The sequence below is a fragment of the Pelomonas parva genome (assembly GCF_043555835.1).
In the GTDB taxonomy this organism is placed as follows: Bacteria; Pseudomonadota; Gammaproteobacteria; order Burkholderiales; family Burkholderiaceae_C; genus Pelomonas; species Pelomonas parva.
Genome location: NZ_JBIGHV010000002.1, coordinates 403,001 through 427,909, shown reverse-complemented (window position 1 = coordinate 427,909; position 24,909 = coordinate 403,001). Strand labels below are relative to the sequence as shown.

The following is a 24,909-nucleotide window of genomic DNA, read 5'->3' as shown; positions in this document are numbered from 1 at the left end:
CTGGAGAGCGCCCAAGCCCTGTCCACGCTTCACCAAGCCAGGTTGAGCCAACAACTGCCCAGGCCGCCGTTGCTGAGGCCATGAGAACCAGATTTATCAAATGAATCCGGCAAGGCAAGTCATTCCAGCGAAGCACCGAGCGCCCCTTGCGTGACGACCAGATGCCGATTTCATCAGGCCACGGCGCGAATTCCTCCACGCCACGGTCGATTCTGTAGCGCGCCTCCGTTTGCCATTTTACTTATCAAATTTATCATTTAAAAATCAACAAAGGACGACCATGACCGCCATTTCCGTCATCGAACAACAAGCCGTGGCCGCTGCAGCTCCCTTGGAGGTCCTCACCTCCCGCCTGGGCGCCGAGGAATACGGCATCGACATCCTGGCGGTGCAGGAGATCCGCCGATTCGAGCCGGCCACGCGTATCGCCAACGCGGCCAGCTACCTGCTGGGCGTGACCAACCTGCGCGGCGTCATCGTGCCCATCATCGACCTGCGCCACCGCATGGGCCTGCCCGCAGAGGTCGGGCCGGAGACCGTCATCGTCATCGTCACCGTTGCGGGCCGCACGGTCGGGCTCGTCGTCGACTCGGTGTCCGATGTCGTGGCCTTGACGCCCGAGCAGGTGCAGCCCCGGCCCAGCCTGGGCAGCCATGTGGACGCCGACCACATCGTCGGCTTGGCCAGTATGGAGACCGCCGAGAGCCGACGCATGCTGCTCCTCATCGACCTGAATGCGCTGCTGCGCGGCCTGTGATCGTCCATGCACAGCACAAGGCTCATCGGCGCCCGGCAAAGCTGCGCAGCGGCGCCCGCTGGCCCAAGCGCCGTTCGCCCACGCTGCCGGCCCATCCCAAGACCCTGGGACGTTCACACACCAAGCCCGGAAACACCTTTGTGACCGCCTTGGCGAGTGTGGAGCCCCGGGCTTAGCCCATCCATGGCCAAGGCCGAGAAACGGCCGCGCCCCGCAGGCCGCCCACGGAGGCGTCCTTGGCCCCCCCCACGCTGACCTCCGCGAACCAGGAGACCCCATGAATGCACTGAAGAATCTTCGCATCGGCACCCGCCTCGGCGCCGCCTTTGCGCTGGTGGCCCTGTTGATGGTCGCCATGGCCGTCAACGGCTGGCTTGGCCTCAGGGCCGTGCGCGCCGACACGGACTCGGTGCTGAAGGACCGCTACGTCAAGGTGAAGCTCGCCAAGGAGATCGGTGACGACGTCAATGTGCAGGCCCGCGCCATGCGTAACCTGTTGCTGCTGGACAGCGAGGACAAGCGCAGGCCCGAGCTGCAGATCATCGCGGATGCCCGCGATCGCATCACCAAGCACTACGAGGATCTGGACAAGCGCATCAACACCGACGAGGGCCACAAGCAATTCGAGAAGCTGCAGACGGAGCGCGGCGCCTTCGTGGCCAGCCAGACCGAGTTCCTCAGCCTGGTCAAGGCGGGTGACATGGCGGCAGCCCAGACCCTGCTGCTGGACAAGCTGCGCCCGCTGCAGCTGAGCTACATGAAGGAACTCAGCGGCCTGACGCATTTCCAGGAACGGCTGATGGCCGAGGCTGGGGAATCGACCTACGCCACCATCGACCGGGTCACGATGATGTCGCTGGGTGGCACGCTGCTCGGCCTGCTCATGGCGGTCGTGGCCGGCCTGCTCGTCACGCGCTCCATCACACAGCCAATGGCCGTTGTCGTCGGTGACCTGAAGACAGTGGCGGGCGGCGACCTGACGATCAGCGTCGTCACCGACCGCCGCGATGAACTGGGCGAGCTGCAGAAGGCCCTGGCCGACACCGTGGAGGCACTGCGCCGCGTCGTCGGCGAGGTGCGCTCGGGCGTCGATTCGGTGACCACGGCCTCCAGCCAGATCGCCGCCGGCAATCAGGACCTCTCCAGCCGTACCGAACAGCAAGCCTCCAGCCTGCAGGAAACCGCAAGCTCGATGGAAGAGCTGACCGCGACAGTACGCCAGAGTGCCGACACGGCGCGCGCTGCCAGCGGCCTGGCCGCAGAAGCCAGCCAAGCCGCCGGCCGCGGCGGCGAGGTGGTGGGCCAGGTCGTCGGCACGATGGACGAGATCAGCACCAGCAGCCGCAAGATCGTCGACATCATTGGCGTCATTGACGGCATCGCCTTCCAGACCAACATCCTGGCGCTGAACGCCGCCGTCGAGGCCGCCCGCGCCGGCGAGCAGGGCCGCGGCTTCGCCGTCGTGGCCAGCGAAGTGCGCACCCTGGCACAGCGCAGCGCCGAGGCAGCCAAGGAGATCAAGGGGCTGATCAGCGCCAGCGTCGAACGGGTCGAGACGGGCAGCCGCCAGGTGGCCGATGCGGGCGAGGCCATGCAGGCCATCGTCGAGCAGGTGCGCAAGGTCAACGACCTGATCGGCGAGATCGCGAGCACCGCAAGCGAACAAAGCCGCGGCATCGAGCAGGTCAACACGGCCGTCACACAGATGGATCACGTCACCCAGCAGAACGCTGCGCTGGTGGAGGAAAGCGCCGCCGCTGCCAGCAGCCTGTCCCACCAGGCCGAAGCCTTGTCCAGCGCGGTGGCGGTCTTCCGCATCGCCCACTCGTCCAGCAGCCCCGCCAGCTTGGGCGCCACACCCGCCAGCGCACGCGCGCCGGCTCAGCACAAGCCCCGCCCTGCTGCGAAGCCGGCCCGGCCGGCAGCAGCCAGCCCTGCGCCGCAGTCCAAGCCCAAGGCTGCGGAGGCCGACATGGCCTGGGAGTCCTTCTGAACTTACCCGGCAGTCCTGCACAGCAACCCCGCCCAACCGGGCGGGGTTCTTCACGCCTGGCGCGTCAGGGTGCTGCGCCGAACAGTCGTTGCGCCAGCTCGTCCGCCGCGTTGATGGTGCGCAGCTCTACATAGGCCGTCTCCGCCTCCGGGTAGGCGCGCTTCAGGTAGTGCAGCCACTGCTTGAGCCGCCCGCCCTGGTGCTTGGCGGCGACGTGGCCGCGGACCTGGTCGAAGAAGACCTGCATCAGCGGCAGCAGTTCGGCCCACGGCAGCTGCGAGTCGCGCTGCCCGGCGATACGCAACGCCAGGCCCGGGTCGGCCACCATGCCGCGACCCAGCATCAGGTGCTCGCAGCCGCTGCGCTCGCGGGCCAGCCCGGCATGCTCCACCGTCCAGATCTCGCCGTTGGCGATGACGGTGATGGGCACCGCCTCGCGCACGGCGGCGATGCGCTCCCAATAGGCCGGCGGCTTGTAGCCATCGGCCTTGGTGCGGGCGTGGACGACGATCTCGCTGCCGCCGGCCGCGTGGATGGCGCGGGCCACATCCAGCGTGCGGCTGTCGTCCATGTAGCCCAGGCGCATCTTGGCGCTCACCATCACCTCGGCCGGCACCGCGCGGCGCACGGCGGCGACGATCTCGTGGATGAGCTCGGGCTCGTCCAGCAGCACCGCACCGCCGCGATGGCGGTTCACACATTTGGCCGGGCAGCCGAAGTTGAGGTCGATGCCCTCGGGCTTCAGCTCCGCCAGGCGAGCGGCGTTCTCGGCCAGGCAGGTCACGTCGGAGCCCAGCAGCTGCGGATGCACCGGCACGCCCGCCGCCGTGCGGCCGCCGTTCATCAGCTCCGGCACGATGCGCGTGAAGACACGGTTAGGCAGCAGCTGGTCGGTCACGCGGATGAACTCCGACACGCAGCGGTCCACGCCGCCGACGCGGGTCAGCACGTCGCGCAGGATGTGGTCGAGCAGGCCTTCCATCGGCGCCAACAGGATCATTTCAATTCCTCTTGATGCATCAGGTACAGCCTCAGATCGAACTCCAGCTGAAAGTAGTCCGGCTCCATGTGCCGGCACAGCTGGTAGAAGGCCTTGTTGTGCTCCAGCTCGCGCAGGTGGGCCAGCTCGTGCACGACGATCATGCGCAGCAGCGCGGCCGGTGCCTCCTTGAACAGCGTGGCCACACGGATCTCGCGGCGCATCTTCAGCTTGGCCCCCTGCACCTGCGTGCGGCGCGTGTGCGTGCCCAGGGCGTGCTGCAGCACGCGCAGCTTGGCGTCATAGCCGACGAAGTTCAGCGGCTCGGCATTGCGCAGGTGGCGGGTCTTCAGGTCCTGCACATAGGCAAACAGCGCCGAGTCGCTGCGCACCTCGTGGCGCTCGGGAAAGCGGCGTTGCAGGTAGTTGGCCAGACGGCCCTCGGCACGCAAACCTTCGGCCTGGGCAATCAGTTCGGGCAGATAGCCAGCGAGGTAGCGGGCGGCGGTGCTTGGGCTGGCAAGATGGGGCGATGACATCGGAGAAGTTCAGGATCAGGCTGGAGCCGCAGGGCGCCATTTTCGACTGTGCGCCGGACCAGCCCCTGCTCCTCGCCGCCTTGGCCGCCGGCATCGCCCTGCCCTGGTCCTGCCGCAACGGCACCTGCCGCACCTGCATCAGCCTTCTGGTCGACGGCCGCGTCGAGCACCGCATCCCCTGGCCCGGCCTCTCCGCCGAGGAAAAGGCCCAGGGGCTGATCCTGCCCTGCGTGGCCGAGCCGCGCAGCGACCTGATGCTGCGGCGGGCCTGAACCTCAGGTGCGGCAGGCGCCAGCCCCGGCCGTTCGGCGCGCAGTGCCGTGGCCGCCATCCACAGCGCCTGTGGACAAACCCGTGAACAGCCTGCGTGCGGATGCCTCAAGTGCTTGCTCGTTCAGGGCTTTTCTTAACCTGCCTCAGTTTCGGGCAGGGGTTCAGCCGGGACAATCCCGGCCATGCACCGCACCATCTTCACGACGCCCGTCATCAGCACCCTGCTGCGCGGGCTCTCGCTGGCGTGGCTGAAGCTGGCCGGCTGGACCGTCCAGGGCCAGTTGCCACCCGAGGCCCGCAAGAGCGTCTTCATCGCCGCGCCGCACACCAGCAACTGGGACCTGCCCTACACGCTGTTCGCGTCGTTCGCGCTGCGGCTGACGCCTTACTGGATAGGCAAGGCGGCCATCTTCAGGTTCCCATTCGGCGGCGTCATGCGCTGGCTGGGCGGCATCCCGGTGGACCGCAGCAAGTCCAACAACCTGGTGGCCGCCTCGGCCGAGGCCTTGAAGAACGCCGACGGGCCGGTGCAACTCATCGTGCCGCCCGAGGGCACGCGCAGCAAGACGATCTACTGGAAAACCGGCTTCTACTGGATCGCCGTCACGGCCGAGCTGCCCATCGTCATGGCGCACATGGACTATCCGCGCAAGCTCGTGGGCCTGGGGCCGCTGTTCCGCCCCAGCGGCGACGTGGATGTGGACATGGCAGAGATCAAGCGCTATTACGCCCAGTTCAAGGGCAAGAACTCGGACCAGTTCACACACGAATAGAAATGCAGCCCCTCGCCCAGTCTCGCGCCGCTGAACGCGTGCGAGTCCGGTCGGTCCCCCGAGGGGACGGCGATGTTCACGGCATAGAGCCGCGAACACATCGCCATAACGGGCCGGCTTGGGAGCGGCCCGGCGCTCGGCCCGAATACTGAAAACACCTACTACACACACTGCAGCCCATGCCCACCAACCTGTCCAAAGACCCGCTGCATGGCATGACGCTGGAGGCCATTGTCACGGCCCTGGTCGAGCACTTCGGTTGGCGCGAACTGGGTGAGCGCATCGCGATCAAGTGCTTCCAGGTCGACCCCAGCGTGGCGTCCAGCCTGAAGTTCCTGCGCAAGACGCCGTGGGCACGCGCCAAGGTGGAGAGCCTCTACCTGTTCATGCGGCGCGAGCAGGCCCGCGCAGTACGCTAGAGGCGTTAGCGGCCGCCGGGCTCCGGCAATTCAATCTTCACTTCCAGCACCTCCAGATCACCCTGGCGCTCCATGTGCACCTTGATGTCGTCGGGGTTGATGGCCACGTACTTGCTGATGACGGCCACCAGCTCGCGCTGCAGCTGCGGCAGGTAGTCGGGGCTGCTGCTGCGGCCGTTGCGCTCGTGCGCCAGGATGAGCTGCAGCCGCTCCTTGGCGACGCTGGCCGAGCTCTTCTTCTCGCCGAGGAAAAAGTTCAGGAATCCCATGGTGCGGCCTCCCTCACTTGCCGCCGAAGACGCGCTTGAACCAGCTCGGCTTCACAGCCTCGGTGAAGCGCATCGGCTTGTCTTCGCCCAGAAAACGCGCGACGACGTCCTTGTAGGCCTCGGCCACGTCGGTGTCGGCCAGGTGGATGGCCGGCGTGCCCTGGTTGGACGCCTGCAGCACGCTCTCGCTCTCGGGGATGACGCCGATCAGCGGCGTGCGCAGGATCTCGTGGATGTCGTCCAGGCTCAGCATCTGCCCGCCCTCGACCCGGTTCGGGTTGTAGCGCGTGATGAGCAGGTGCTCCTTGACCGGGTCGCCGCCTTCGATGGCACGCTTGGTCTTGCTGCTCAGCATGCCGAGGATGCGGTCGCTGTCGCGCACCGAGGAGACCTCGGGGTTGGTCACCACCAGCGCCTCGTCGGCGTAGTGCATGGCCATCAGCGCGCCGGTCTCGATGCCGGCCGGCGAGTCGCAGACGATGTAGTCGAACTCCATCGCCTTCAGCTCGTTCAGCACGCGCTCCACGCCTTCCTGCTTCAGCGCGTCCTTGTCGCGCGTCTGGGACGCGGCCAGGATGTAGAGCTTGTCCAGCTGCTTGTCCTTGATCAGCGCCTGGGTCAGCTTGATCTCGTCGTTGACGACGTTGATCAGGTCGTACACCACGCGGCGCTCGACACCCATGATCAGGTCGAGGTTGCGCAGGCCGACGTCGAAGTCGATGACGCAGGTCTTGAGGCCGCGCATCGCGAGCCCTGTGGCGAAGCTCGCGCTGGTGGTGGTCTTGCCGACCCCGCCCTTGCCGGAGGTGACGACGACGATCTTGGTCATCTGAGCTTTCCTGTTGTGTTCAGTTCAATCGGGTGTTCAGAAGGACAGCGGCAGCATCAGCAGCTTCTCGCCATCCAGCAAGACCTGGGCCGGCTTGCCCGCCACCTCGGCCGGCAGCGGGTTCTCGGCCGTGCGGTAGATGCCGGCAATCGACAGCAGCTCCGCCTCCAGGCTGTGGGCGTAGATGCGCGCCGCCGTGTCGCCACGCGCACCGGCAATCGCCTTGCCGCGCAGCGGCGCGTAGACATGCACGCTGCCGTCGGCAATCACCTCGGCGCCGTGGTTGACGAGCGCTAGCACGACCAGATCGCCGCCCTTGGCGTAGATGCGCTGGCCGGAGCGCAGCGGCTTGTCGACGATCATCGTCGGCACGGGCGCGGCGGGTTTCTCGACGATCTTCTCGACGGTGATCTCGCGCACGACTTCGCGCACGGTCTCTGCCGGCGCTGCCGAGACCGGCTCGTCGGCGGCGTCGGCCAGCCCCAGCGCATGGGCCACGGACAGCTCCTCGGCCGTCGCGCCGGCCACCGCCACCGGCTGCAGCTGGCTGGCGCGCAGCAGCTCGACGATGGCGCGCAGGTCGACCGGCGCCGGGCCGTCCAGCGCCAGTGGCGCCTGGCCTTCGACCGGCGCCGTCGCTGGGACGGGCGCGCGCGGCAGCTGGGACAGGTCGATGACGACCGGCTCATGCTCGAAGCCGCCCTGGCCGGCACGCGCTGCCCAATCCGCCGCGATCTCGGCCATGTCGGCGCTGTGCAGCACCAGGCCCAGCAAGCTGAGGCGGCGCGATTTCATCTCGAAAGTGCCGGCACGCGCAGCGCTCCTGCGCCCGCTGCTGTCCCTCGTCGTGTCCACCATCTGCGCCGCTGCCGCCCCGCTCAAAAGGGCGCGAGTTTAGCCGCCGCCCGGCATCAGGCCCTTGGGGCCAGCCCCCAAAAGCCCGGCCGGCCGCGCCTCAAAAACGGGCAATGCAGCCGCTGCGGTTGCCGATCAAGCACTTAGCGTCGCTGTCGTCAGCCGGCCCACAGACTTGTCCACAGTTGCCGGGGACAAGCTCATCGTTCTGTCATACGGATTCGTGACATCGGCCCGCCGCAGCTTGACTTATCCCCAAATCTGGCACCCGTCAAGCACCGCAGACCCTGGCGGCACGGATTCCAGCGGCACCCCAGCGCCTGACGCTAAGTTGTTGATTCATATAGGGCGCGCTGGCCTGCCTAAAAATGCAGCAACCTAAGCGGAGCCGCATCACACAAGGGCTTGGCGGCGCTCAGGGGGAGTTCTCCACAAAGTTTTCCACAGACTCGGTGGATAGCTCAAAGAAGTATTACAAATCAGTGACTTAACCGCGATCCTTGAGGCGCTGCGGAGCTTTCGGCGCCAACTTGGGGGCGCTGCACCCCTCGGCGCAAGCTACATTGGGCCGGCCACCTCAAGGAGAGTCCATTTTGGCCACCCCCAACTACAGCTATGAAAAACGCCAGCGCGAGCTGGCCAAGAAACGCAAGGCCGAAGAAAAGCGCCAGCGCAAGGCCAGCGGCAAGCCCGATGACGGCAGCGCGCCCGACGAGGCCCAGGCCGATGGCGACGTGGCAGCCGACCCGGCCAGCCCGACCGAGCCGCAAGCCTGAGGCCCTGGCCCCGGCCTCCTAAAATCCGCAGTTCCGTCCGCCTCCCCGACCCCGCTCCCATGTCCCGCCAGCTCTTCGTCACCACCGCCCTGCCCTATGCGAACGCCGGTTTCCACATCGGCCACATCATGGAGTACACGCAGGCCGACATCTGGGTGAGGTACCAGCGCATGGCGGGCTCGCAGGTGCACTTCGTCTGCGCGGACGACGCCCACGGCGCGCCGATCATGATCGCGGCCGAGAAGGCCGGGAAGACACCGCAAGAGTTCGTCGCGGCAATAGCTGCCGGCCGGCAGCAATACCTGGACGGCTTCCACATCAGTTTCGACAACTGGCACTCCACGGACGGGCCGGAGAACCACGAGCTGTCCAAGTCGGTCTACCTGGCGCTGCGGCACAACGAGCTGATCACGACCAAGACCATCGAGCAGTTTTTCGACCCGGCCAAGTCCATGTTCCTGCCGGACCGCTTCATCAAGGGCGAATGCCCCAAGTGCGGCGCGAAGGACCAGTACGGCGACTCCTGCGAGAGCTGCGGCGCCGTCTACGCGCCGACCGAGCTGAAGAACCCCTACTCCACGCTGTCCGGCGCCACGCCGGTGCTGAAGACCAGCGAGCACTATTTCTTCAAGTTGAGCGACCCGCGCTGCGTCGACTTCCTGACGAAGTGGACGCAGGAGCCCGGCCGTCTGCAGCCCGAGGTGCTGAACAAGATCCGCGAGTGGTTCGAGCCGGACGAGGACGGCAACAACCGCCTCAGCGACTGGGACATCAGCCGCGACGCGCCTTATTTCGGCATCGAGATCCCGGACGCGCCGGGCAAGTATTTCTACGTCTGGCTAGACGCGCCGGTCGGCTACCTGGCGTCGCTGAAGAACTACTTCGGCAAAACGGCCAAGGACTTCGATGCCTTCATGGCCGAAGACCAGGTGGAGCAGATCCACTTCATCGGCAAGGACATCACCTATTTCCACACGCTGTTCTGGCCGGCGATGCTGCACTTCAGCGGCCGCAAGACGCCCAACCACGTCTTCGTGCACGGCTTCATGACCGTCAACGGCGGCGAGAAGATGAGCAAGAGCCGCGGCACCGGCCTGGACCCGCTGAAGTACCTGAGCCTGGGCCTGAACGCCGAATGGCTGCGCTACTACATCGCGGCCAAGCTGAACGCCAAGGTCGAAGACATCGACTTCAACCCCGAGGACTTCGCCGCCCGCGTCAACAGCGATCTGGTCGGCAAGTACATCAACATCGCGTCGCGCGCGGCGGGCTTCCTGAGCAAGCGCTTCGGCGGCCACCTGAGCGGCGACCTGGGCGTGGAAGGCCGCATGCTGCTGGACGCACTGCGCGGCCATAGCAGCGCCATCGCCGAGCTGTACGAGGCCCGCGAGTTCGGCAAGGCGCTGCGCGAGATCATGGCGCTGGCCGACAAGGTCAACGAGTTCGTCGACCAGCACAAGCCCTGGGAGCTGGCCAAGCAGGAGGGCATGGACGCGGCGCTGCACGATGTCTGCAGCGTCTGCATCGAGGCCTTCCGGCTGCTGACCATCTACCTCAAGCCGGTGCTGCCGGCATTGGCCGCGCAGGTGGAAGCCTTCCTGAAGGTCGAGCCGCTGCAGTGGAAGGACAGCGCCCGCGCGCTCGGTGCCCACCAGATCGGCGCCTACCAGCACCTGATGCAGCGCGTCGACGTGGCCAAGGTGGACCAGCTCTTTGAAGCCCCGCCCGCGCCCAAGGTCGTGCCCGGCGGTGAGGACATCGCCCCCGAGATCAAGATCGACGACTTCGCAAAGGTCGACCTGCGCATCGCGCTCATCGTCAAGGCCGAGCATGTCGAAGGCAGTGACAAGCTCCTGCGCCTTACGCTGGATGCCGGCGAAGGCCGCCTGCGCAATGTGTTCAGCGGCATCAAGGCCGCCTACAAACCCGAAGACCTGGAAGGCAAGCTGACCGTGCTGGTCGCCAACCTCGCGCCGCGCAAGATGAAGTTCGGCATCAGCGAGGGCATGGTCCTTGCTGCCAGCCATGCCGATGAGAAATCCACACCCGGCATCTTCGTCCTTGAGCCCCACGCCGGTGCCCAGCCCGGCATGCGGGTGCGCTGAACCCATGCACGCGCCGCGACTGCCGCTGGGCTTGTCGCGGCGCCGGCGTTTCATCGCCCTGCGCCATCACTGCGGCCCTCCGAAGTCGACGCCCACCCGCGTCGCCTGCCCTACTTCGGAGAGCCAATGTCCCTGCCCCGCCTGCATCCCTTTCGCCCGCGTAGCCTGACGCTGCTTGAGGGCTATTCCCGTGCGCGGCTGGCCACCGACATCGGCGCCGGCCTGACCGTCGGCATCGTCGCGCTGCCACTGGCGCTGGCCTTTGCGATCGCCTCGGGCCTGCGGCCCGAGCAAGGCCTGGCCACGGCCATCGTCGCGGGGCTGCTGATCTCGCTGCTGGGCGGCTCCAGCGTGCAGATCGGCGGCCCGGCCGGCGCCTTCATCGTCGTCGTCTACGGCATCGTGCAGCGCCACGGGCTGGAGGGCCTGCTGCTGTCCACCTTCGGCGCCGGCCTGCTGCTGCTGGCCATGGGCGCGCTCAAGCTGGGCGTGCTGGTGCGCTACATCCCGGTGGCCATCGTCACCGGCTTCACCAACGGCATCGCGGTGCTGATCGCGCTGGCGCAGCTGAAGGACTTCCTGGGACTCAGCATAGAGAAGATGCCGGCCGACTTCTTCGGCCAGCTTGGCGCGCTGTCCGCGAACATCGCGTCGCTGAACCCCTGGGCGCCGGCACTGGCCCTGGCCTGCATGGCCATCGTCATGCTCTGGCCGAAGAACATCAGCCCCGACCGGCCGCTGAGCGGCGCGCGCCGCTGGCTGGCCTTGCTGCCCGGCACCGTCATCGCGCTGGTCGGCGCCACGCTGGCCATGGCCTTCTTCAGCCTGCCGCTCGAGACGATAGGCAGCCGCTTCGGCGAGATTCCGCGCAGCCTGCCGCCCCTGCGCTGGCCGACGCTGGACTGGGCCACGGCGCAGCAGCTCGTCACACCGACGATCACGCTGGCGCTGCTGGGCGCGATCGAGTCGCTGCTGTGCGCCCGCGTGGCCGACAAGCTGGCGCCCGACCTGCCCCGCCACGACCCCAACCAGGAGCTGATGGCGCAAGGTATCGCCAACCTCGCCGCGCCACTGTTCGCCGGCTTGCCGGCCACGGGCACCATCGCCCGCACCGTCACCAATATCCGCGCCGGCGCCACCAGCCCGGTGGCCGGCGTCGTGCATGCAATGACGCTGCTGCTCGTCCTGCTCGCCGCCGCGCCGCTGGCCGCGCATGTGCCGCTCGCGGCGCTGGCCGGCATCCTGCTGGTCGTCGCCTGGAACATGGGCGAATGGCATGAGTTCACGCGGCTGCAGCGCTTTCACATCACCTACCGGCTGCTGCTGCTGGGCACCTTCGTGCTGACCGTCGTGACCGACCTGACGGTGGCGGTGGAAGTCGGCCTGGTGGCGGCCTGCGTCTTCTTCGTCTGGCGCATGGGCCAGTTGTTCACGCTCAGGCCGGTGGAGCATGCGCTGCCGGCGGGTGTCGTCGGCTACGAGCTGGACGGCGCCCTCTTCTTCGGCGCTGTCGGCAAGCTGGAGCCGCTGCCCGAGCAACTGCCCGCCGGCACGCGCCTGCTGGTGCTGGGCATGCAACGCCTCGTCACGCTGGACAGCTCCGGCGTCGAGGCGCTGCGCGACCTGCACCGTGCGCTGCGCAAGCGCGGCGTGGGCCTGGTGCTGGCGCAGGCGGGCGGCCAGCCGCTGGCGCTGCTGCAAAGCACCGGCCTGGCCGACGAACTGGGCATGGGCATGCTGGCCTCGCTCGCCGAACTAAAATCACCCGCTTAGTCAGAGAGACCCACCATGCCGCTGTTCTGGAAGCCCTACAAGTCCGAAGTCACCGCCTTCATCGAGCAGCTCAAGGCCCAGCGCCCGACGCTGGAAGCCGAACAGCGCGCCGGCCGCGCGCTGCTGTGGGACAAGGAGCAGGACCGCAGCGCGCAAGCCGGCTTCAACGAAGCCAAGGTGCCTCAGCAGCCCTACGTCTACCAAACGTCTGACAAGTAAGCCGTGACGGTGGTGGCCGACGAGCCCAGCCAAGCCGCGCCGGGGCTGCCGGAGGTGGTTGACGCAGTCGCAGTGGCCCGCCTGTACGGCGAGCCGCTGTTCCAGATGCCGCTGGACCTCTACATCCCGCCGGATGCGCTGGAGGTCTTCCTGGAAGCCTTCCAGGGCCCGCTGGACCTGCTGCTCTACCTGATCCGCAAGCAGAACTTCAACATCCTCGACATCCCGCTGGCCGACGTGACGCGCCAGTACCTGAGCTATGTCGAGCAGATCCGCCGCCACAACCTGGAGCTGGCGAGCGAATACCTGTTGATGGCGGCGATGCTCATCGAGATCAAGTCGCGCATGCTGCTGCCGCCCAAGAAGAGCGAGGACGGCAAGGAAGTGGAAGACCCGCGTGCCGAACTCGTGCGGCGCCTGCTGGAGTACGAGCAGATGAAGCTCGCCGCCGCGCGGCTGGACCGCCTGCCGGTGCTGGGCCGGGACTTCCTGCGTGCCCAGGTGCACATCGAGCAGTCGCTGGCGCCCAACTTTCCGGACGTAAACACCGCCGACCTGCGCGAGGCCTGGCTGGACATCCTCAAGCGCGCCAAGCTTAACCAGCACCACAAGATCAGCCGCGAGCAGCTGTCGGTGCGCGAGCACATGAGCATCGTGCTGCGCCGGCTGCAGGGCCAGCGCTTCGTGGAGTTCGAGCAGCTGTTCGACGTGACGCGCGGTCAGGCCGTGCTGGTCGTCACCTTCATCGCCATGCTGGAGCTGGGCAAGGAAGGCCTGCTCGAGATCACGCAGGCGGAGGCGTTCGCGCCGATCTACGTCAGGCTGGCGTACCGGCCGACCTGATCCCGCCGCCTTATTTGCCGCGCAGCTTCTGGATACCCGTCCAGACGGCCAACACCAACGCACCGGCGACGATGCCGGCAACACCATTGGCCGCGTTCTCGATCAACGCCGCCACGCCCCAGGACTGGCCGGCAACCCAACCCTCGACGACATGGTGCAGCGCCGGGATGCCGTGCACCAGGATGCCGCCGCCCACCAGGAACATGGCCGCCGTGCCGACCACCGACAAGGTCTTCATCAGCCACGGTGCTGAGGCCAGCAAGCCACGGCCGATGGCGCGCGACACTGCGCTGGCACGCTGCGACAGCCACAGGCCCGCGTCGTCCAGCTTGACGATGCCGGCCACCAGGCCGTAGACGCCCACCGTCATCGCCAGCGAGATGGCCACCAGCACGGCCAGCTGCGACTGGAAGGCCACGCCGGCCACCGTGCCCAGCGAGATGACGATGATCTCGGCGGACAGGATGAAGTCAGTGCGCACGGCGCCCTTGATCTTGTCCTGCTCGAACTTGACCATGTCCACCTGCGGGTCGGCCACGGCCTGCACCAGCTCCTGGTGGTGGGCCTCCTCCTCGGCCTGGCTGTGCAGGAACTTGTGCGCCAGCTTCTCGAAACCCTCGAAGCACAGGAAGGCGCCGCCGATCATCAGCAGCGGCGTGATGGCCCAAGGCGCAAAGGTCGCGATCGCCAGCGCCGCCGGCACCAGGATGGCCTTGTTGACCATCGAGCCCTTGGCCACCGCCCAGACGACCGGCAGTTCGCGGTCGGCCTTCACGCCGGTGACCTGCTGGGCGTTCAGCGCCAGGTCGTCGCCCAACACACCGGCCGTCTTCTTGGCGGCGACCTTGGTCATGACCGCCACATCGTCGAGGATGGTGGCGATGTCGTCGAGCAGTGCGAGCAGGCTGGAGGCCATGGGGCGGTGATGCAGTCGTGGGAACGGCCGCGATGCTAGCGGTAATGTCGCGCCAGGCTCTCCGCGACGCAGACCGGCTTGGCCGCACCTTCGGCTTCCACGGCCACTTCCACCGTCAGCTGCACCGCGCCGCCAGCCACCTCATCCATGGCCAGCAGCTTGAACGCCGCGCGCAGCCGGCTGCCCACCGGCACCGGCGCCGTGAAGCGCACCTTGTTGAGGCCGTAGTTGAGGACCATGCGCGATTCGCGCACCGCAAAGCCGGTCTCGAAGAAGTAGGGGATCAGCGACAACGTCAGAAAGCCATGCGCAATCGGCCCGCCGAACGGCCCGGCCTTGGCGCGCTCGGGGTCGACGTGTATCCACTGCCGGTCCTCGGTCGCCTCGGCAAAGGCGTTGACGCGGGCCTGGTCCACGGTGATCCAGTCGCTGTGGCCCAGGGGCTGGCCGATCAGGGCTTGCAGGTCGGCGAGGGTGTCGAAGATGCGCATGACGGTCGGTGAGTGGTCGCAGCGCGAAGTTACCCTAGCGGCCTATGCCCGACAGTACCGCCCGCGACATCCTCGTGCTCGCCGCCCATCCCGACCTGGGCCGCTCCCATGCCACGCGCACGCTGATCGCCGCGCTGCGCGCCTCGCCGGTGGCCGGCCGCGTGGAGCTGCGCGACCTCTACCGCCTCTATCCCGACTTCCATATCCACGTCGACGCCGAGCAGCGCGCGCTGGAGGCCGCCAAGCTCGTCGTCATGCTGCACCCCATCTACTGGTACAGCATGCCGGCGCTGCAGAAGCTCTGGCTGGACGAAGTGCCGCGCCTGGGCTGGGCCTACGGCCCGGGCGGCACGGCCCTTCATGGCAAGGACTTCTGGCTGGTCGCGTCCACCGGCGGCGGCGCCGAGGCCTATGCGCCGGGCGGCCACAACCACCATGCCATCGAAGAGTTCCTGCTGCCCTATCTGCAGTCGGCCCGCACCTGCGGCATGAACTACCTGCCACCGCAGATCCTGCACGCCGCACACCGCGCAACGGACGCCCAGATCAACGCCCATGCCGAGCTGTTCGTGAAGCGGCTGCAGCACTACCCCGCCTGGTGCGAGCACCTGGCCGCGCCGCCTGTGGGTGACGAGGACGATGTCGAACTGGACGAGCGGCCGCCGCTGTTCTCGACGATCGGCGGTGCAGCATGAGCGCGGGCCATGGCGCGTGGCTGCAGTTGCCGCTCGTTTTCCTCGGCGCGGCCGTCGTCGCCGTGCCACTGGCACGCTGGCTGCGGCTCGGCTCCATCCTGGGCTATCTCGTCGCCGGCCTCGTCGTCGGGCCGGCCGTGCTGGGGCTGGTGCCCGAGTCCGCAGCCATCGCAGAGGTGGCCGAGCTGGGCGTCGTGCTGATGCTCTTCCTCGTCGGCCTGGAGCTGGAGCCCAAGCGGCTGTGGGCCATGCGCAGGCCCATCTTCGGCTGGGGCAGCGTACAGCTGCTGGGCTGCGCGGCGGTGCTCGCTGCGGTCGGCCTGGCGCTGGGCTACCCGTGGCGGCTGACCGTTGTCGTCAGCCTCGGCTTGGCGATGTCGTCCACGGCCGTGGCGCTGGCGGTGATGGCCGAGCGCAACCTGGGCCGCACGACGGCGGGCGAGAGCATCCTGTCCGTCGCGCTGCTGCAGGACATCGCCGCCATCCCGGTGCTGGCGCTGGTGCCCATCCTGGCGCTCAGCGGCGCGCATGACGATGGCGACGGCCAGACCTGGCTCGCGGCGGCCAAGGCCATCGCCGCCGTCGTCGTCATCATCTTCGGCGGCCGGCTGCTGCTGCGCCCGGCGCTGCGCTGGATCGCCCAGAGCAAGACGCCCGAGATCTTCACCGCCGCCGCGCTGCTGCTCGTCATGGGCACGGCCGCGCTGATGCTGGCCGTGGGCCTGTCGATGGCTCTGGGCGCCTTCCTGGCCGGCGTGCTGCTGGCCGAGAGCGAATACCGCCGTGAACTGGAGACCGACCTGGAGCCGTTCAAGGGCCTGCTGCTGGGTCTGTTCTTCATCGCCGTCGGCATGGGGCTGGACCTGAAGGCGGTTGCCGCGCAGCCGGGCCTCGTCGCCGGGCTGGTGGCCGCGCTGCTGGTCTGCAAGATCGTCGTGCTCGGCGTCATGGCCAAGGCGATGAAGATCCCGCTGGTCGAGCGCCCGGCCTTCGTCATCCTGCTGGCCCAGGGCGGTGAGTTCGGCTTTGTCGTCTTCCAGCTTGCGCAGGGCAACGGCATGATCGACGCGGCGCAGAACTCCGCGCTGGTCGCGTCCGTCGCGCTGTCGCTGGCGCTGACGCCGCTGCTGCTGACCGGCGGCGACCGACTGATGTCGCAGAAGCTCGCCCGCCGTGGCGCCCAGAAGCGCGGCGAAGCCCCACCGCCGCCGCCCGCGCCCATCATCATTGCCGGCAGCGGCCGCTACGGCCAGGTCGTCGCCCGCATGCTGCGTGCCAACGGGCTGGAAGCCACGGTGCTGGACCACGACGCCGAAGCCATCGAAACGCTGCGCCGCTTCGAGTGGACCGTGCACTACGGCGACGCCACGCGGCTGGACATGCTGAGGACCGCCGGCGCCGCGACGGCCCGCATTCTTGTCATCGCCATCGACGACATCTCCCAGAGCGTGGAGATCGCCGAACTGGCGCGCGAGCATTTCCCGCAGCTCACCGTCGTGGCCCGCGCGCGCAATGTGCAGCACTACTACCAGCTGCACGAGGCCGGCGTGCGCCACATCGAGCGCGAGACCTTCGACGCCGCGCTGATGAGCGCCCGCAGCGTGCTGGAGATCAACGGCATGGAGCCCCACGCCGCACGCCGCCAGGCCATGCGCTTTCGGCGCCACAACATCGAGGTGCTAGACCGCATGGCGCCGCTGCAGGGCGACGAGGGCGCACTGATCGCCGCCGCAAAGCTGGGCCGCCAGCAGTTCGAGCAGCTGCTGGCCGCCGAACGTGAAGGCGAAGAGGCGCAACGCCGGGCCCAGCGCGGCGGCTGGGACCCGCACGACGCCACGGACGGCAAGCCGGGATGAGCCTGCCGCTGACCGAGCTGCTGGACGCCGCCCGCCGGGGCGACGCCGCCGCCGCGCAGGCCGCCTGGCCGCTGGTCTACCCCGAGCTGCGGCGCATCGCGCGCGCCCGACTGCGCGGCCCCGGCGCACCCAGCCTGGCCACCGAGGACTTGCTGCACGAAGGCTTCCTGCGCCTGGCCCAGGCACCCGGCGCGCCGCTGGCCGACCGCCATCATTTCTACGCACTGGCGAGCAAGGCCATGCGCCACATCGTCATCGACCACCTGCGCCGCCGCCAGGCCCAGCGGCACGGCGGCGACTGGCAGGCGCTGAGCTGGGACACGGCCATGGTCGACGCCGCCGCGCCCGAAGCGGACGCCGAGCGGCTGCTGGCCCTGGACGCCGCCCTCGACGCGCTGACGGCGCTGGAGCCCGCGCTGGCCAACGTCGTCGAGCTGCGCTTCTTCGGCGGCTACACCGAGGTCGAGACGGCCGAGGCGCTGGGACTGAGCGACCGCACGGTGCGCCGGCACTGGACCAAGGCGCGCGCCTTCCTCTTGATGCACCTCGATGCCTGAACCCATCCCGGCCGCGCTGTGGCCGCGGGTGTCGGCGGCATTCGACGAGGCGCTGGCGCTGGGCGCCGCCGAGCGCGAGGCCTGGCTGGCCGCGCAACCGGACGAACTCGCAGCGCCGCTGCGCGCCTTGCTGCAAGCGCACGACAGCGAGGCCGCTCTGCCCGACCTGCCCGCGCTGGAGGCTACCGCCGCGTTGGCGTCGCCCGGCCAGCACATCGGCCCTTACCGCCTGATCGAGCGCATCGGCGAAGGTGGCATGGCCGAGGTCTGGGGCGCCGAGCAGGTGGACGGGCCCATGGCCGGCCGCCGTGTCGCGCTCAAGCTGCCGCGCCCGGGCCAGCGCCTCAGCGAGCGGCTGGGCGAGGAACGCGCGTTGCTCATCGGTCTGGAGCACCCGCACATCGCGCGGCTCTACGACGCCGGCGCCGAGGCCGCACAGCCCTGGCTGGCGCTGGAATGGGTGGCCGGCCGACCCATCACCGACGCACTGGCCGGCCAGCCGCTGCGCAGCCGCCTCATCGCCTTCCTGCAGGTGCTGGACGCCGTGCGCCACGCCCACGCCCGCCTGGTGCTGCATGCCGACCTCAAGCCCGGCAACATCCTCGTCGGCGACGACGGCCGCGTAAAGCTGCTGGACTTCGGCATCGCCCGCCTGCTGCACACGGCCGGGCCACGCGCCTTCACGCCCGGCCTGGCCGCGCCCGAGCAGCAGCGCGGCGAGACGCTGACCGTGGCCGCCGACGTCTACGGCCTGGGCGGCGTGCTGGCCGCGCTGGTGCCGCCGCCCGAGCGCAGCCGCGCGCTGGCCGCCGTCATCGCCCGCGCCCAGGCCCATGAGCCCGCCGACCGCTACGCCGATGTCGACGCGCTGGCCAGCGACATCCACCGCCTGCTCGACCACCGCCCCGTGGCCGCGCTGCCGCAGGCGCGCGGTTACCGCCTCGCCTGCGTCGTGCGCCGCCAGCGCTGGCCGCTGCTGGGCGCCACGGCGCTGCTGGTCGGCACGGCCGCCGCACTGTGGCAGGCCGACAGCGCCCGCCGCGAGGCCCGCCGCGCCGAGGCCGCCAATGCCTATCTGCTGGACCTCTTCAAGACACTGGACCGCCGCGCCCCCGACGCCGCCCAGCCCGAGGCCGCGCTGCGCCGCCTGCTGGCCCAGCGCATGGCCCGCATCGAGGCCACGCTGCCCACCGACCCCGACACCGCGGACGAGCTGCTGCGCATCACCGCGACGCTGCACGACTACCTCGGCGAGGCCAGCCGCAGCCGCACCTTGAGCGAGCGCCGCTACGCCCTTCTCAAGCAACGCCTGGGCCTGCGCCACGAACGCACGCAGTACGCCGGCATGGGCCTGGTGTGGCCGCTGCTGGCCGAGCAGGACCTGCCTGCGTCGGCGGCACTGCTGGCCGAGCTGGACAAGGCCTTGCCGGCCCGCGGCCTGCTGCGCGCCGAATGGTGGCTGGCCCGCCACGACCTGCGCATGCGCCAGGGCGCCGCCGCTGCCGAGCGCGAGGCCTTGCTGCGCCAGGCCCTGGCCCGCTACGCCGCCGACGCGCCCGACGACAGCGGCCATGCCGCGACCTGGCTGGCGCTGAGCGAGCTGCAGGCCGCCACCGGCCACCGGGCCGAGGCGCTGGCTGCGGTCAACCAGGCGCTGGCCCATGTCGCCCACGCCCGGCCCTACATCGCCAGCGACCATGCCCGCCAGCTGCTGCACCGCGCCAGCCTCGTCGACGCACCGCAGGACGAAGCGCGGGCGCTGCAGCTGCTGCGCGGCAGCACCGGCCTGCGCGCGGCCTTCCTGAAGCAGCCGCTGGCCACGCTGATCGCCCGCCGCTGCGCCAGCGATGTGGCTGCGGCGCAGGCGCTGGCCACCGAGGCCGGGCTGCCCGGCTGCCCTGCCCGCTGAGCCAGGCCCCGATCCGCAGATCAAAGGATGACGCCGGCGCTGGCCGCGCCTATCTTGCGGCGGCGAGTGCCGCAGGGAGGTCGCATGACAGCATCGAGAGCGCCAGCACCCACGCCAGTTCACGCGGCGTCGCAACCCGCCCGACCCACGCACCGTCTGCTGCGCGGCTATGCCTTCGACCCCAGCCTGGCCACGCGGCTGGAGACCGCCCTGGTCAGCGAGGTGCGCTACCGCGTGCCCTGGGAGGCGCTGCAACCCGGCCCCTGCGGCGAGTATGTGGAGGTGATCGACGTCGACCCGGCCAGCGGCTGCTTCTATGCGCCCGTCAACCTCGACCACCCGCACATCCTGGCCCAGCACGGCCTGGCGCCTTCCGAGGGCAACCCGCAGTTCCACCAGCAGATGGTCTACGCGGCGGCCATGACCACCATCCACCATTTCGAGCGCGCCCTCGGCCGCAAGGCCTTGTGGGCGGAGCGCAAGCCGGCCGAGGGCGAGGCACTCGACGAGGCGCAGCGCTTCGTGCAGCGGCTGCGCATCTACCCGCATGCCTTGCGCATGGCCAATGCCTACTACAGCCGCCACCGCGGCGCCCTGCTGTTCGGCTACTTTCCGGCCACCCAGGATCGCTCCTCGGGCCAGTTCCCCGGCGGCATGGTGTTCACCTGCCTGTCCCACGACGTGGTGGCGCACGAGACCGCGCATGCGCTGCTGGACGGCTTCCACGACGAGTTCATGGAGGCGACCAACCCGGATGTGCTGGCCTTCCACGAGGCCTTTGCCGACATCGTGGCGCTGTTCCGGCATTTCACCTTTCCGGAGGTGCTGCGCCACCAGATCGCCAAGACTCGCGGCGACCTGAGCGAGCAGAACCTGCTGGGCCAGCTGGCCACGCAGTTCGGCCAGGCCCAGGGCCTGCACGGCGCGTTGCGCGATGCCATCGGCCGCTTCAGCCCCGAGCTGAGGAAGTGGGTCAAGCACGACCCCCAACCCACGGAGCTGGACGAAGCGACCGAGGTCCATGCCCGCGGCGCCATCCTGGTGGCGGCCGTGTTCGACGCCTTCCTGTCCATCTACCGCTCGCGCACCAGCGACCTGATGCGCCTGGCCAGTGAGGGCACCGGCGTGCTGCGCCAGGGCGAGCTGCAGTCCGACCTGGTGGACCGCCTGGCGCAGGAGGCCGGCAAGGCCGCCAGCCACGTCCTCACCATGTGCATACGCGCGCTGGACTACTGCCCGCCGGTGGACCTGACGTTCGGCGAGTTCCTGCGCGCGCTGATCACCGCCGACATCGATCTGATGCCCGAGGACCGGCATGGCTACCGCATCGCCTTCATCGAGGCCTTCCGCCGCCGAGGCATCTACCCGCACGACATCCGCACGCTGTCGCAGGACAGCCTGCGCTGGGCGGCGCCCAACGAGAACCCGACGGGCGACGGCAAGGAGGCCACCATGGCCTTCGCCGACTTCATGCAAGGCATCGACCTGCTGGGCGTCGTCGACAGGCTGCGCCGCTGCCGAACCCGCTTCGATCTCTGGCAGAAAAGCCGTTGCGCCTGCCGCGACCTGCACGACATCATCCGCGACTACATGGCCAAGGCAAGGCTGCTGGAGGTGCTGACCGGCCTGGCCTTGTCGCCCGGGAGCACGCCGTCCAGCGTGCGCAAGAACCGCAAGGAAGCGCCCAAGTTCTACGTCCACTCGCTGCGCGAGGCGCGCCGCCAGACCGAGGACGGGCAGGTGCTCAACCAGGTCTTCCTGACCATCCTGCAGACCGAGCTGGCGGACGGCGAGGACGGTCGGCAGCACGCCATCCACTGCGGCAGCACGCTGGTGATCGACCTGGACGGCGCCGTCGTCAGGTATGCCATCCGCAAGGGGCTGGGCGATGAGCAGCGGATCGCGCGCATCGTCGCCTTCCGCGAAGCCCAGCTGCGCGGCCAGTCGCTGGCGGCGACCTACTTCGGCGCCGCAGACGAGCCCTTTGCCGCACTGCACCGCTGCGGCGCTTGAGATGGACTGCCCCTCGCCCAGTCCCGCGCCGCTAAACGCGGGCGTGCCTGGTCGGTCCCCCGGGGGGACGGCGATGCTTGCCGGATCGACCGGCAAGCACATCGCCCACCGGGCCGGCTTGGGGCGGCCCGGCGCTCGGCCCGAAACAAGTGCTAGCACCACCGACAACTGACAGGAGAGCTCATGCCCGCCACCAAAAAGCCCGCCGCGTCAACCTTCACCGCCCCGCGCAGCCCCAAGGCCTACCGCGCCCGCGTGCGCATGTACCGCCACGGCCTGGGCGACTGCTTCCTGCTCACGCTGCCCCGCAAGGGCGCCGCGCCCTTCAACATGCTGATCGACTGCGGCGCGCTAGCCCGCGACAAGGCCTTCATGACCCGCGTCGTCGAGCACATCCGCGGCAGCGTGCTCCATGCGGCGGGCCGGCGCCGGCCCGCCAGCGGCAAGGCCTTGCTGGACGTGGTGGTGGGCACACATGAGCACAAGGACCACATCAGCGGCTTCAACCAGGCGCGCGCGGTGTTCAACGACGGCTTCGACTTCGGGGCCGTCTGGCTGCCCTGGACCGAGAACCTGTCGGAACCCGCCATCCGCAAGATCAAGGAGACCCGCAGGAAGGCCCGTGCCACGCTGCTGCAGGTCGTTGGCGCCAACCCGGCCGCAGCCCCGGCAGCACTGGCCGGGCTCGGCGAGCTGCTGGCTTTCAGTGCCGACGACGACTCCGTCGGCGACCACACCGTGGCCCAGGCCATGGACTACCTCAAGCAACGCGGCAAGGACGCCGGCGACCTGCGCTTCCTGAAGCCCGGCGGCACGCCCTTCGAGCTGAACGGCGTCGACGGCGTGCGCGTCTACGTGCTCGGCCCACCGCTGGACCCGCTGATGCTCAAGACCAGCGCCGTCACCGAGAAGATGAAGCGCGAGCACACCATCTTCCACCTCGGCGCCACCGGCGACCTGGGCCTGGAAACGCTGGCCGCCGCCTTTGCCAACAGCGGCGACGATGCCGCCCGCAAATGCCGGCCCTTCGCCGACGAGCACTGCATCCCGCGCCGCCTGCCCGGGGGTGCCGACAACCCGTTCTTCCACACCTTCATGGGCGGCGTGGCCGCCGCCTACGACGACCCGCAGGCCGCCTGGCGCCGCGTCGACGAGGACTGGCTGGGCGCCTTCGGCCAGCTCGGCCTGGACCTGGACAACGACACCAACAACACCAGCCTCGTGCTGGCCTTCGAGTTCGTCGACACCGCCGAGGTGCTGCTCTTCGTGGCCGACGCCCAGGTGGGCAGCTGGCTGTCGTGGGCCGATCTGTCGTTCGAGCTGCCCGGCAACGGCAGCCCCGTGCCGGCGCACGACCTGCTGCGGCGCACGGTGTTCTACAAGGTCGGCCACCACTGCAGCCATAACGCCACGCTCGACACCGGCGGCCTGGCGCTGATGACCAGCGACCAGCTCACCGCCTTCATTGCGCTCGACAAGGCCACCGCCGCCAAGCAGGGCGCCAAGGGCTGGGCGATGCCGGCGCCGGCGCTCTTCAAGGCACTGGGCAGGAGCGCGCAACAGCGGGTCGTGATCTCCGATGCCGAGGAACCCCTGACCGCAGCAGCCGACGCAGCGGGCGTGCGCGCCACGAGCGTCTTTGTCGACTACTTCCTCAAGTGAGCGGGAGCAGGCGGGGCGGGCGGCCCTGCGCTCCCTAACTTGAGCTGTCCGGTTCTGCCGCCGGACTGCGTTGGTTGGGATGCGCCGCTGTTGGCGCTGACCCAGGGAGCCCCCATGCCCGCCCGCGCCTTTGCCTTGACATTGCTCCTGGCTGCCAGCCTGCCGGCCGCCGCCATCGACTCGCAGCTCAGCGTGAACATGAACGTGCACGCCACCAGTTTCCTTGCACCAGGCGCCGGCGAGCAGCGCTTCACGCCCACGCTGGACCTGCGCGACGACCCGCGGCTGTCGCAGATGCAGCGCATGCACGAGATCGCCAGCTACGCCGGCGGCCACGGCATCGGCCGCTTCGAGGGCCATGTCGGCCTGCTGCGCGCCTTTGCGTCGGGCAGCTTCCCCTACTGCTGCGACCTGGCCGGCCGGCGCGTCAACTACGGCTATGCCGGCGCCTCGGTGCAAGGCCAGTTCTACGACAGCATCGTCGTCGGCGGTGCCGGGCTGGCGGCGGGCACGCCGGTCAGCTACACGGTGAACTTCAGCATCAGCGGCCACCTGTCCCGCCCCAGCTTCGAGAGTGGCGGCTTCCTGTCGGCCTGGGGCGTGGCCGAGGTCCGGCTGCGCGACATGAGCAGCTTTGCCGAAGTCAACAAGAGCTGGGACGCCAGCCGCGACGCGGCGGCCATTTACAGCCTGACGCTGGACACCTTCGTCGGCCGCACCATCGCCCTCAGCGGCATGCTGGCCGTGGGCGCCTCGGTCAGCGACTACGCCATGCTGGCCCGCTACGTCGAGGCCGACTTCGGGCATTCGGCCGGCTACCAGCTGATCCCGTCCGTCGCCGGGCTCAACACGGTGGGCGCCAGCGGCTACGACTTCGCCACGCCGGTGCCCGAGCCGGGCGCGGGGCTGTTGATGCTCGCCGGCCTGGCCGCGCTGGTGGGCCGGCGACAATTGCGTCCATGTTTGCCCCGTCCCAGCTCGAAGTCCGGCGCTTCTTCTGCGCCACCTACCGCAAATGGCGCGACGGCGCGCCCTTGATCCCAATGGAGGCCATCGCCGCCGACTGGATCGCCGAGCATCCGGAGTACCACGCTGACCTGGCCGACGAGGCCGCCGCGCTGGAGAAGGTCTACACGGTGGAGGAAGGCCGCACCAACCCCTTCCTGCACCTTTCCATGCACCTGACGATCACCGAGCAGCACGCCATCGACCAGCCCTCGGGCATCCGCCAGGCCGTCGACCTGCTGGCCGCGAAGCGCAACTCGCGCCACGAAGCGCATCACGCGGCGATGGACGCCCTGGGCGAAATGATCTGGGCCTCGCAGCGCAGCGGCCTGCCGCCGGACGGGCATGCCTACCTGGACTCGGTCAGGAAAAAAGCGACCCGCTGAAAGCACGAAAGCCACCC

Annotated in this window: 25 protein-coding genes; 18 read left to right on the top strand and 7 right to left on the bottom strand. The window is 69.1% G+C overall.

What is annotated here, in order from left to right:
• The first annotated feature begins 280 nt into the window (after positions 1–280).
• Positions 281–757, top strand: a complete 477-nt coding sequence (locus tag ACG00Y_RS05505; RefSeq protein WP_394476734.1) for a chemotaxis protein CheW — start codon at positions 281–283, stop codon at positions 755–757.
• Positions 758–1,034: 277 nt separating this feature from the next.
• Entirely contained in the window at positions 1,035–2,750 is a 1,716-nt protein-coding gene (locus ACG00Y_RS05500) for a methyl-accepting chemotaxis protein (protein ID WP_394476732.1), read from the top strand.
• A 64-nt stretch (positions 2,751–2,814) separates the two neighbouring features.
• On the opposite strand, the gene ACG00Y_RS05495 is transcribed toward ACG00Y_RS05500, so the two are convergent.
• Both ACG00Y_RS05495 and ACG00Y_RS05490 read right to left on the bottom strand, forming a co-directional pair.
• Complete coding sequence (locus ACG00Y_RS05495) at positions 2,815–3,750, bottom strand: tRNA dihydrouridine synthase (protein WP_394476730.1); 936 nt, start codon at positions 3,748–3,750, stop codon at positions 2,815–2,817.
• Positions 3,747–4,268, bottom strand: a complete 522-nt coding sequence (locus ACG00Y_RS05490) for a M48 metallopeptidase family protein (protein WP_394476728.1) — start codon at positions 4,266–4,268, stop codon at positions 3,747–3,749. The genes ACG00Y_RS05495 and ACG00Y_RS05490 overlap by 4 nt, the downstream gene beginning before the upstream one ends.
• Between ACG00Y_RS05490 and ACG00Y_RS05485 the strand changes: the two genes are divergently transcribed.
• From ACG00Y_RS05485 to ACG00Y_RS05475, 3 genes are all read left to right on the top strand, one after another.
• Positions 4,262–4,540 carry a 2Fe-2S iron-sulfur cluster-binding protein gene (locus tag ACG00Y_RS05485; RefSeq protein WP_394476727.1) on the top strand — a complete coding sequence of 93 codons (279 nt, stop codon included), beginning with the start codon at positions 4,262–4,264 and terminating at the stop codon, positions 4,538–4,540. The two genes, ACG00Y_RS05490 and ACG00Y_RS05485, sit on opposite strands and share 7 nt — an antisense overlap.
• A 183-nt stretch (positions 4,541–4,723) precedes the next feature.
• Positions 4,724–5,314 carry a 1-acyl-sn-glycerol-3-phosphate acyltransferase gene (locus ACG00Y_RS05480; protein ID WP_394476725.1) on the top strand — a complete coding sequence of 197 codons (591 nt, stop codon included), beginning with the start codon at positions 4,724–4,726 and terminating at the stop codon, positions 5,312–5,314.
• A 179-nt stretch (positions 5,315–5,493) separates the two neighbouring features.
• Entirely contained in the window at positions 5,494–5,733 is a 240-nt protein-coding gene (locus tag ACG00Y_RS05475; protein ID WP_394476723.1) for a VF530 family protein, read from the top strand.
• 5 nt (positions 5,734–5,738) lie between these two features.
• Here the strand turns inward: ACG00Y_RS05475 and minE are convergent, their stop codons facing one another.
• Genes minE through minC form a run of 3 tightly spaced genes read right to left on the bottom strand, consistent with a single transcriptional unit; the run spans position 5,739 to position 7,626 of the window.
• Positions 5,739–6,002 carry a cell division topological specificity factor MinE gene (gene minE, locus ACG00Y_RS05470; RefSeq protein ID WP_394476721.1) on the bottom strand — a complete coding sequence of 88 codons (264 nt, stop codon included), beginning with the start codon at positions 6,000–6,002 and terminating at the stop codon, positions 5,739–5,741.
• A gap of 13 nt (positions 6,003–6,015) precedes the next feature.
• Entirely contained in the window at positions 6,016–6,831 is an 816-nt protein-coding gene (minD, locus tag ACG00Y_RS05465; RefSeq protein ID WP_394476719.1) for a septum site-determining protein MinD, read from the bottom strand.
• A 36-nt stretch (positions 6,832–6,867) separates the two neighbouring features.
• A complete protein-coding gene (gene minC / locus ACG00Y_RS05460) occupies positions 6,868–7,626 on the bottom strand; it encodes a septum site-determining protein MinC (protein WP_394476718.1) in 759 nt (252 codons plus the stop codon).
• Between the two features lie 653 nt (positions 7,627–8,279).
• Here minC and ACG00Y_RS05455 point away from each other — a divergent pair.
• The 5 genes from ACG00Y_RS05455 to ACG00Y_RS05435 all read left to right on the top strand — a co-directional run bounded on the left by ACG00Y_RS05455 (position 8,280) and on the right by ACG00Y_RS05435 (position 13,402).
• Positions 8,280–8,462, top strand: coding sequence for a hypothetical protein (locus ACG00Y_RS05455; protein WP_394476716.1), 183 nt, complete (start codon positions 8,280–8,282; stop codon positions 8,460–8,462).
• A gap of 59 nt (positions 8,463–8,521) precedes the next feature.
• Positions 8,522–10,567 carry a methionine--tRNA ligase gene (gene metG / locus ACG00Y_RS05450; protein ID WP_394476714.1) on the top strand — a complete coding sequence of 682 codons (2,046 nt, stop codon included), beginning with the start codon at positions 8,522–8,524 and terminating at the stop codon, positions 10,565–10,567.
• A gap of 126 nt (positions 10,568–10,693) precedes the next feature.
• On the top strand, positions 10,694–12,340 hold the full coding sequence (locus ACG00Y_RS05445) for a SulP family inorganic anion transporter (protein ID WP_394476712.1): 1,647 nt from the start codon (positions 10,694–10,696) through the stop codon (positions 12,338–12,340).
• Between the two features lie 15 nt (positions 12,341–12,355).
• Positions 12,356–12,559, top strand: a complete 204-nt coding sequence (locus tag ACG00Y_RS05440) for a DUF3460 family protein (RefSeq protein ID WP_394476710.1) — start codon at positions 12,356–12,358, stop codon at positions 12,557–12,559.
• A gap of 3 nt (positions 12,560–12,562) precedes the next feature.
• Positions 12,563–13,402: a segregation and condensation protein A gene (locus ACG00Y_RS05435; RefSeq protein ID WP_394476708.1), complete on the top strand. Its 840-nt coding sequence runs from the start codon at positions 12,563–12,565 to the stop codon at positions 13,400–13,402.
• Positions 13,403–13,412: 10 nt separating this feature from the next.
• Here the strand turns inward: ACG00Y_RS05435 and ACG00Y_RS05430 are convergent, their stop codons facing one another.
• Positions 13,413–14,318: a DUF808 domain-containing protein gene (locus tag ACG00Y_RS05430; protein ID WP_394476706.1), complete on the bottom strand. Its 906-nt coding sequence runs from the start codon at positions 14,316–14,318 to the stop codon at positions 13,413–13,415.
• A gap of 35 nt (positions 14,319–14,353) precedes the next feature.
• Positions 14,354–14,809 carry a MaoC family dehydratase gene (locus tag ACG00Y_RS05425; protein ID WP_394476704.1) on the bottom strand — a complete coding sequence of 152 codons (456 nt, stop codon included), beginning with the start codon at positions 14,807–14,809 and terminating at the stop codon, positions 14,354–14,356.
• A gap of 44 nt (positions 14,810–14,853) precedes the next feature.
• Here ACG00Y_RS05425 and kefF point away from each other — a divergent pair, with 44 nt between their 5' ends.
• From kefF to ACG00Y_RS05385, 8 genes are all read left to right on the top strand, one after another.
• Entirely contained in the window at positions 14,854–15,504 is a 651-nt protein-coding gene (gene kefF / locus ACG00Y_RS05420) for a glutathione-regulated potassium-efflux system oxidoreductase KefF (RefSeq protein WP_394476702.1), read from the top strand.
• Positions 15,501–17,360 carry a glutathione-regulated potassium-efflux system protein KefC gene (gene kefC, locus ACG00Y_RS05415; RefSeq protein ID WP_394476700.1) on the top strand — a complete coding sequence of 620 codons (1,860 nt, stop codon included), beginning with the start codon at positions 15,501–15,503 and terminating at the stop codon, positions 17,358–17,360. The genes kefF and kefC overlap by 4 nt, the downstream gene beginning before the upstream one ends.
• A complete protein-coding gene (locus ACG00Y_RS05410) occupies positions 17,357–17,917 on the top strand; it encodes an ECF-type sigma factor (RefSeq protein ID WP_394476698.1) in 561 nt (186 codons plus the stop codon). Before kefC ends, ACG00Y_RS05410 begins: the two co-directional genes overlap by 4 nt.
• Positions 17,910–19,826, top strand: coding sequence for a protein kinase domain-containing protein (locus ACG00Y_RS05405; RefSeq protein ID WP_394476696.1), 1,917 nt, complete (start codon positions 17,910–17,912; stop codon positions 19,824–19,826). The genes ACG00Y_RS05410 and ACG00Y_RS05405 overlap by 8 nt, the downstream gene beginning before the upstream one ends.
• Positions 19,827–19,910: 84 nt before the next feature.
• A complete protein-coding gene (locus tag ACG00Y_RS05400) occupies positions 19,911–21,839 on the top strand; it encodes a gluzincin family metallopeptidase (RefSeq protein ID WP_394476694.1) in 1,929 nt (642 codons plus the stop codon).
• Positions 21,840–22,022: 183 nt separating this feature from the next.
• Positions 22,023–23,501: an MBL fold metallo-hydrolase gene (locus tag ACG00Y_RS05395; protein ID WP_394476692.1), complete on the top strand. Its 1,479-nt coding sequence runs from the start codon at positions 22,023–22,025 to the stop codon at positions 23,499–23,501.
• A gap of 114 nt (positions 23,502–23,615) precedes the next feature.
• A complete protein-coding gene (locus ACG00Y_RS05390) occupies positions 23,616–24,539 on the top strand; it encodes a PEP-CTERM sorting domain-containing protein (RefSeq protein WP_394476690.1) in 924 nt (307 codons plus the stop codon).
• A complete protein-coding gene (locus tag ACG00Y_RS05385; protein WP_394476688.1) occupies positions 24,461–24,892 on the top strand; it encodes a DUF1841 family protein in 432 nt (143 codons plus the stop codon). The genes ACG00Y_RS05390 and ACG00Y_RS05385 overlap by 79 nt, the downstream gene beginning before the upstream one ends.
• Positions 24,893–24,909 lie beyond the last annotated feature (17 nt).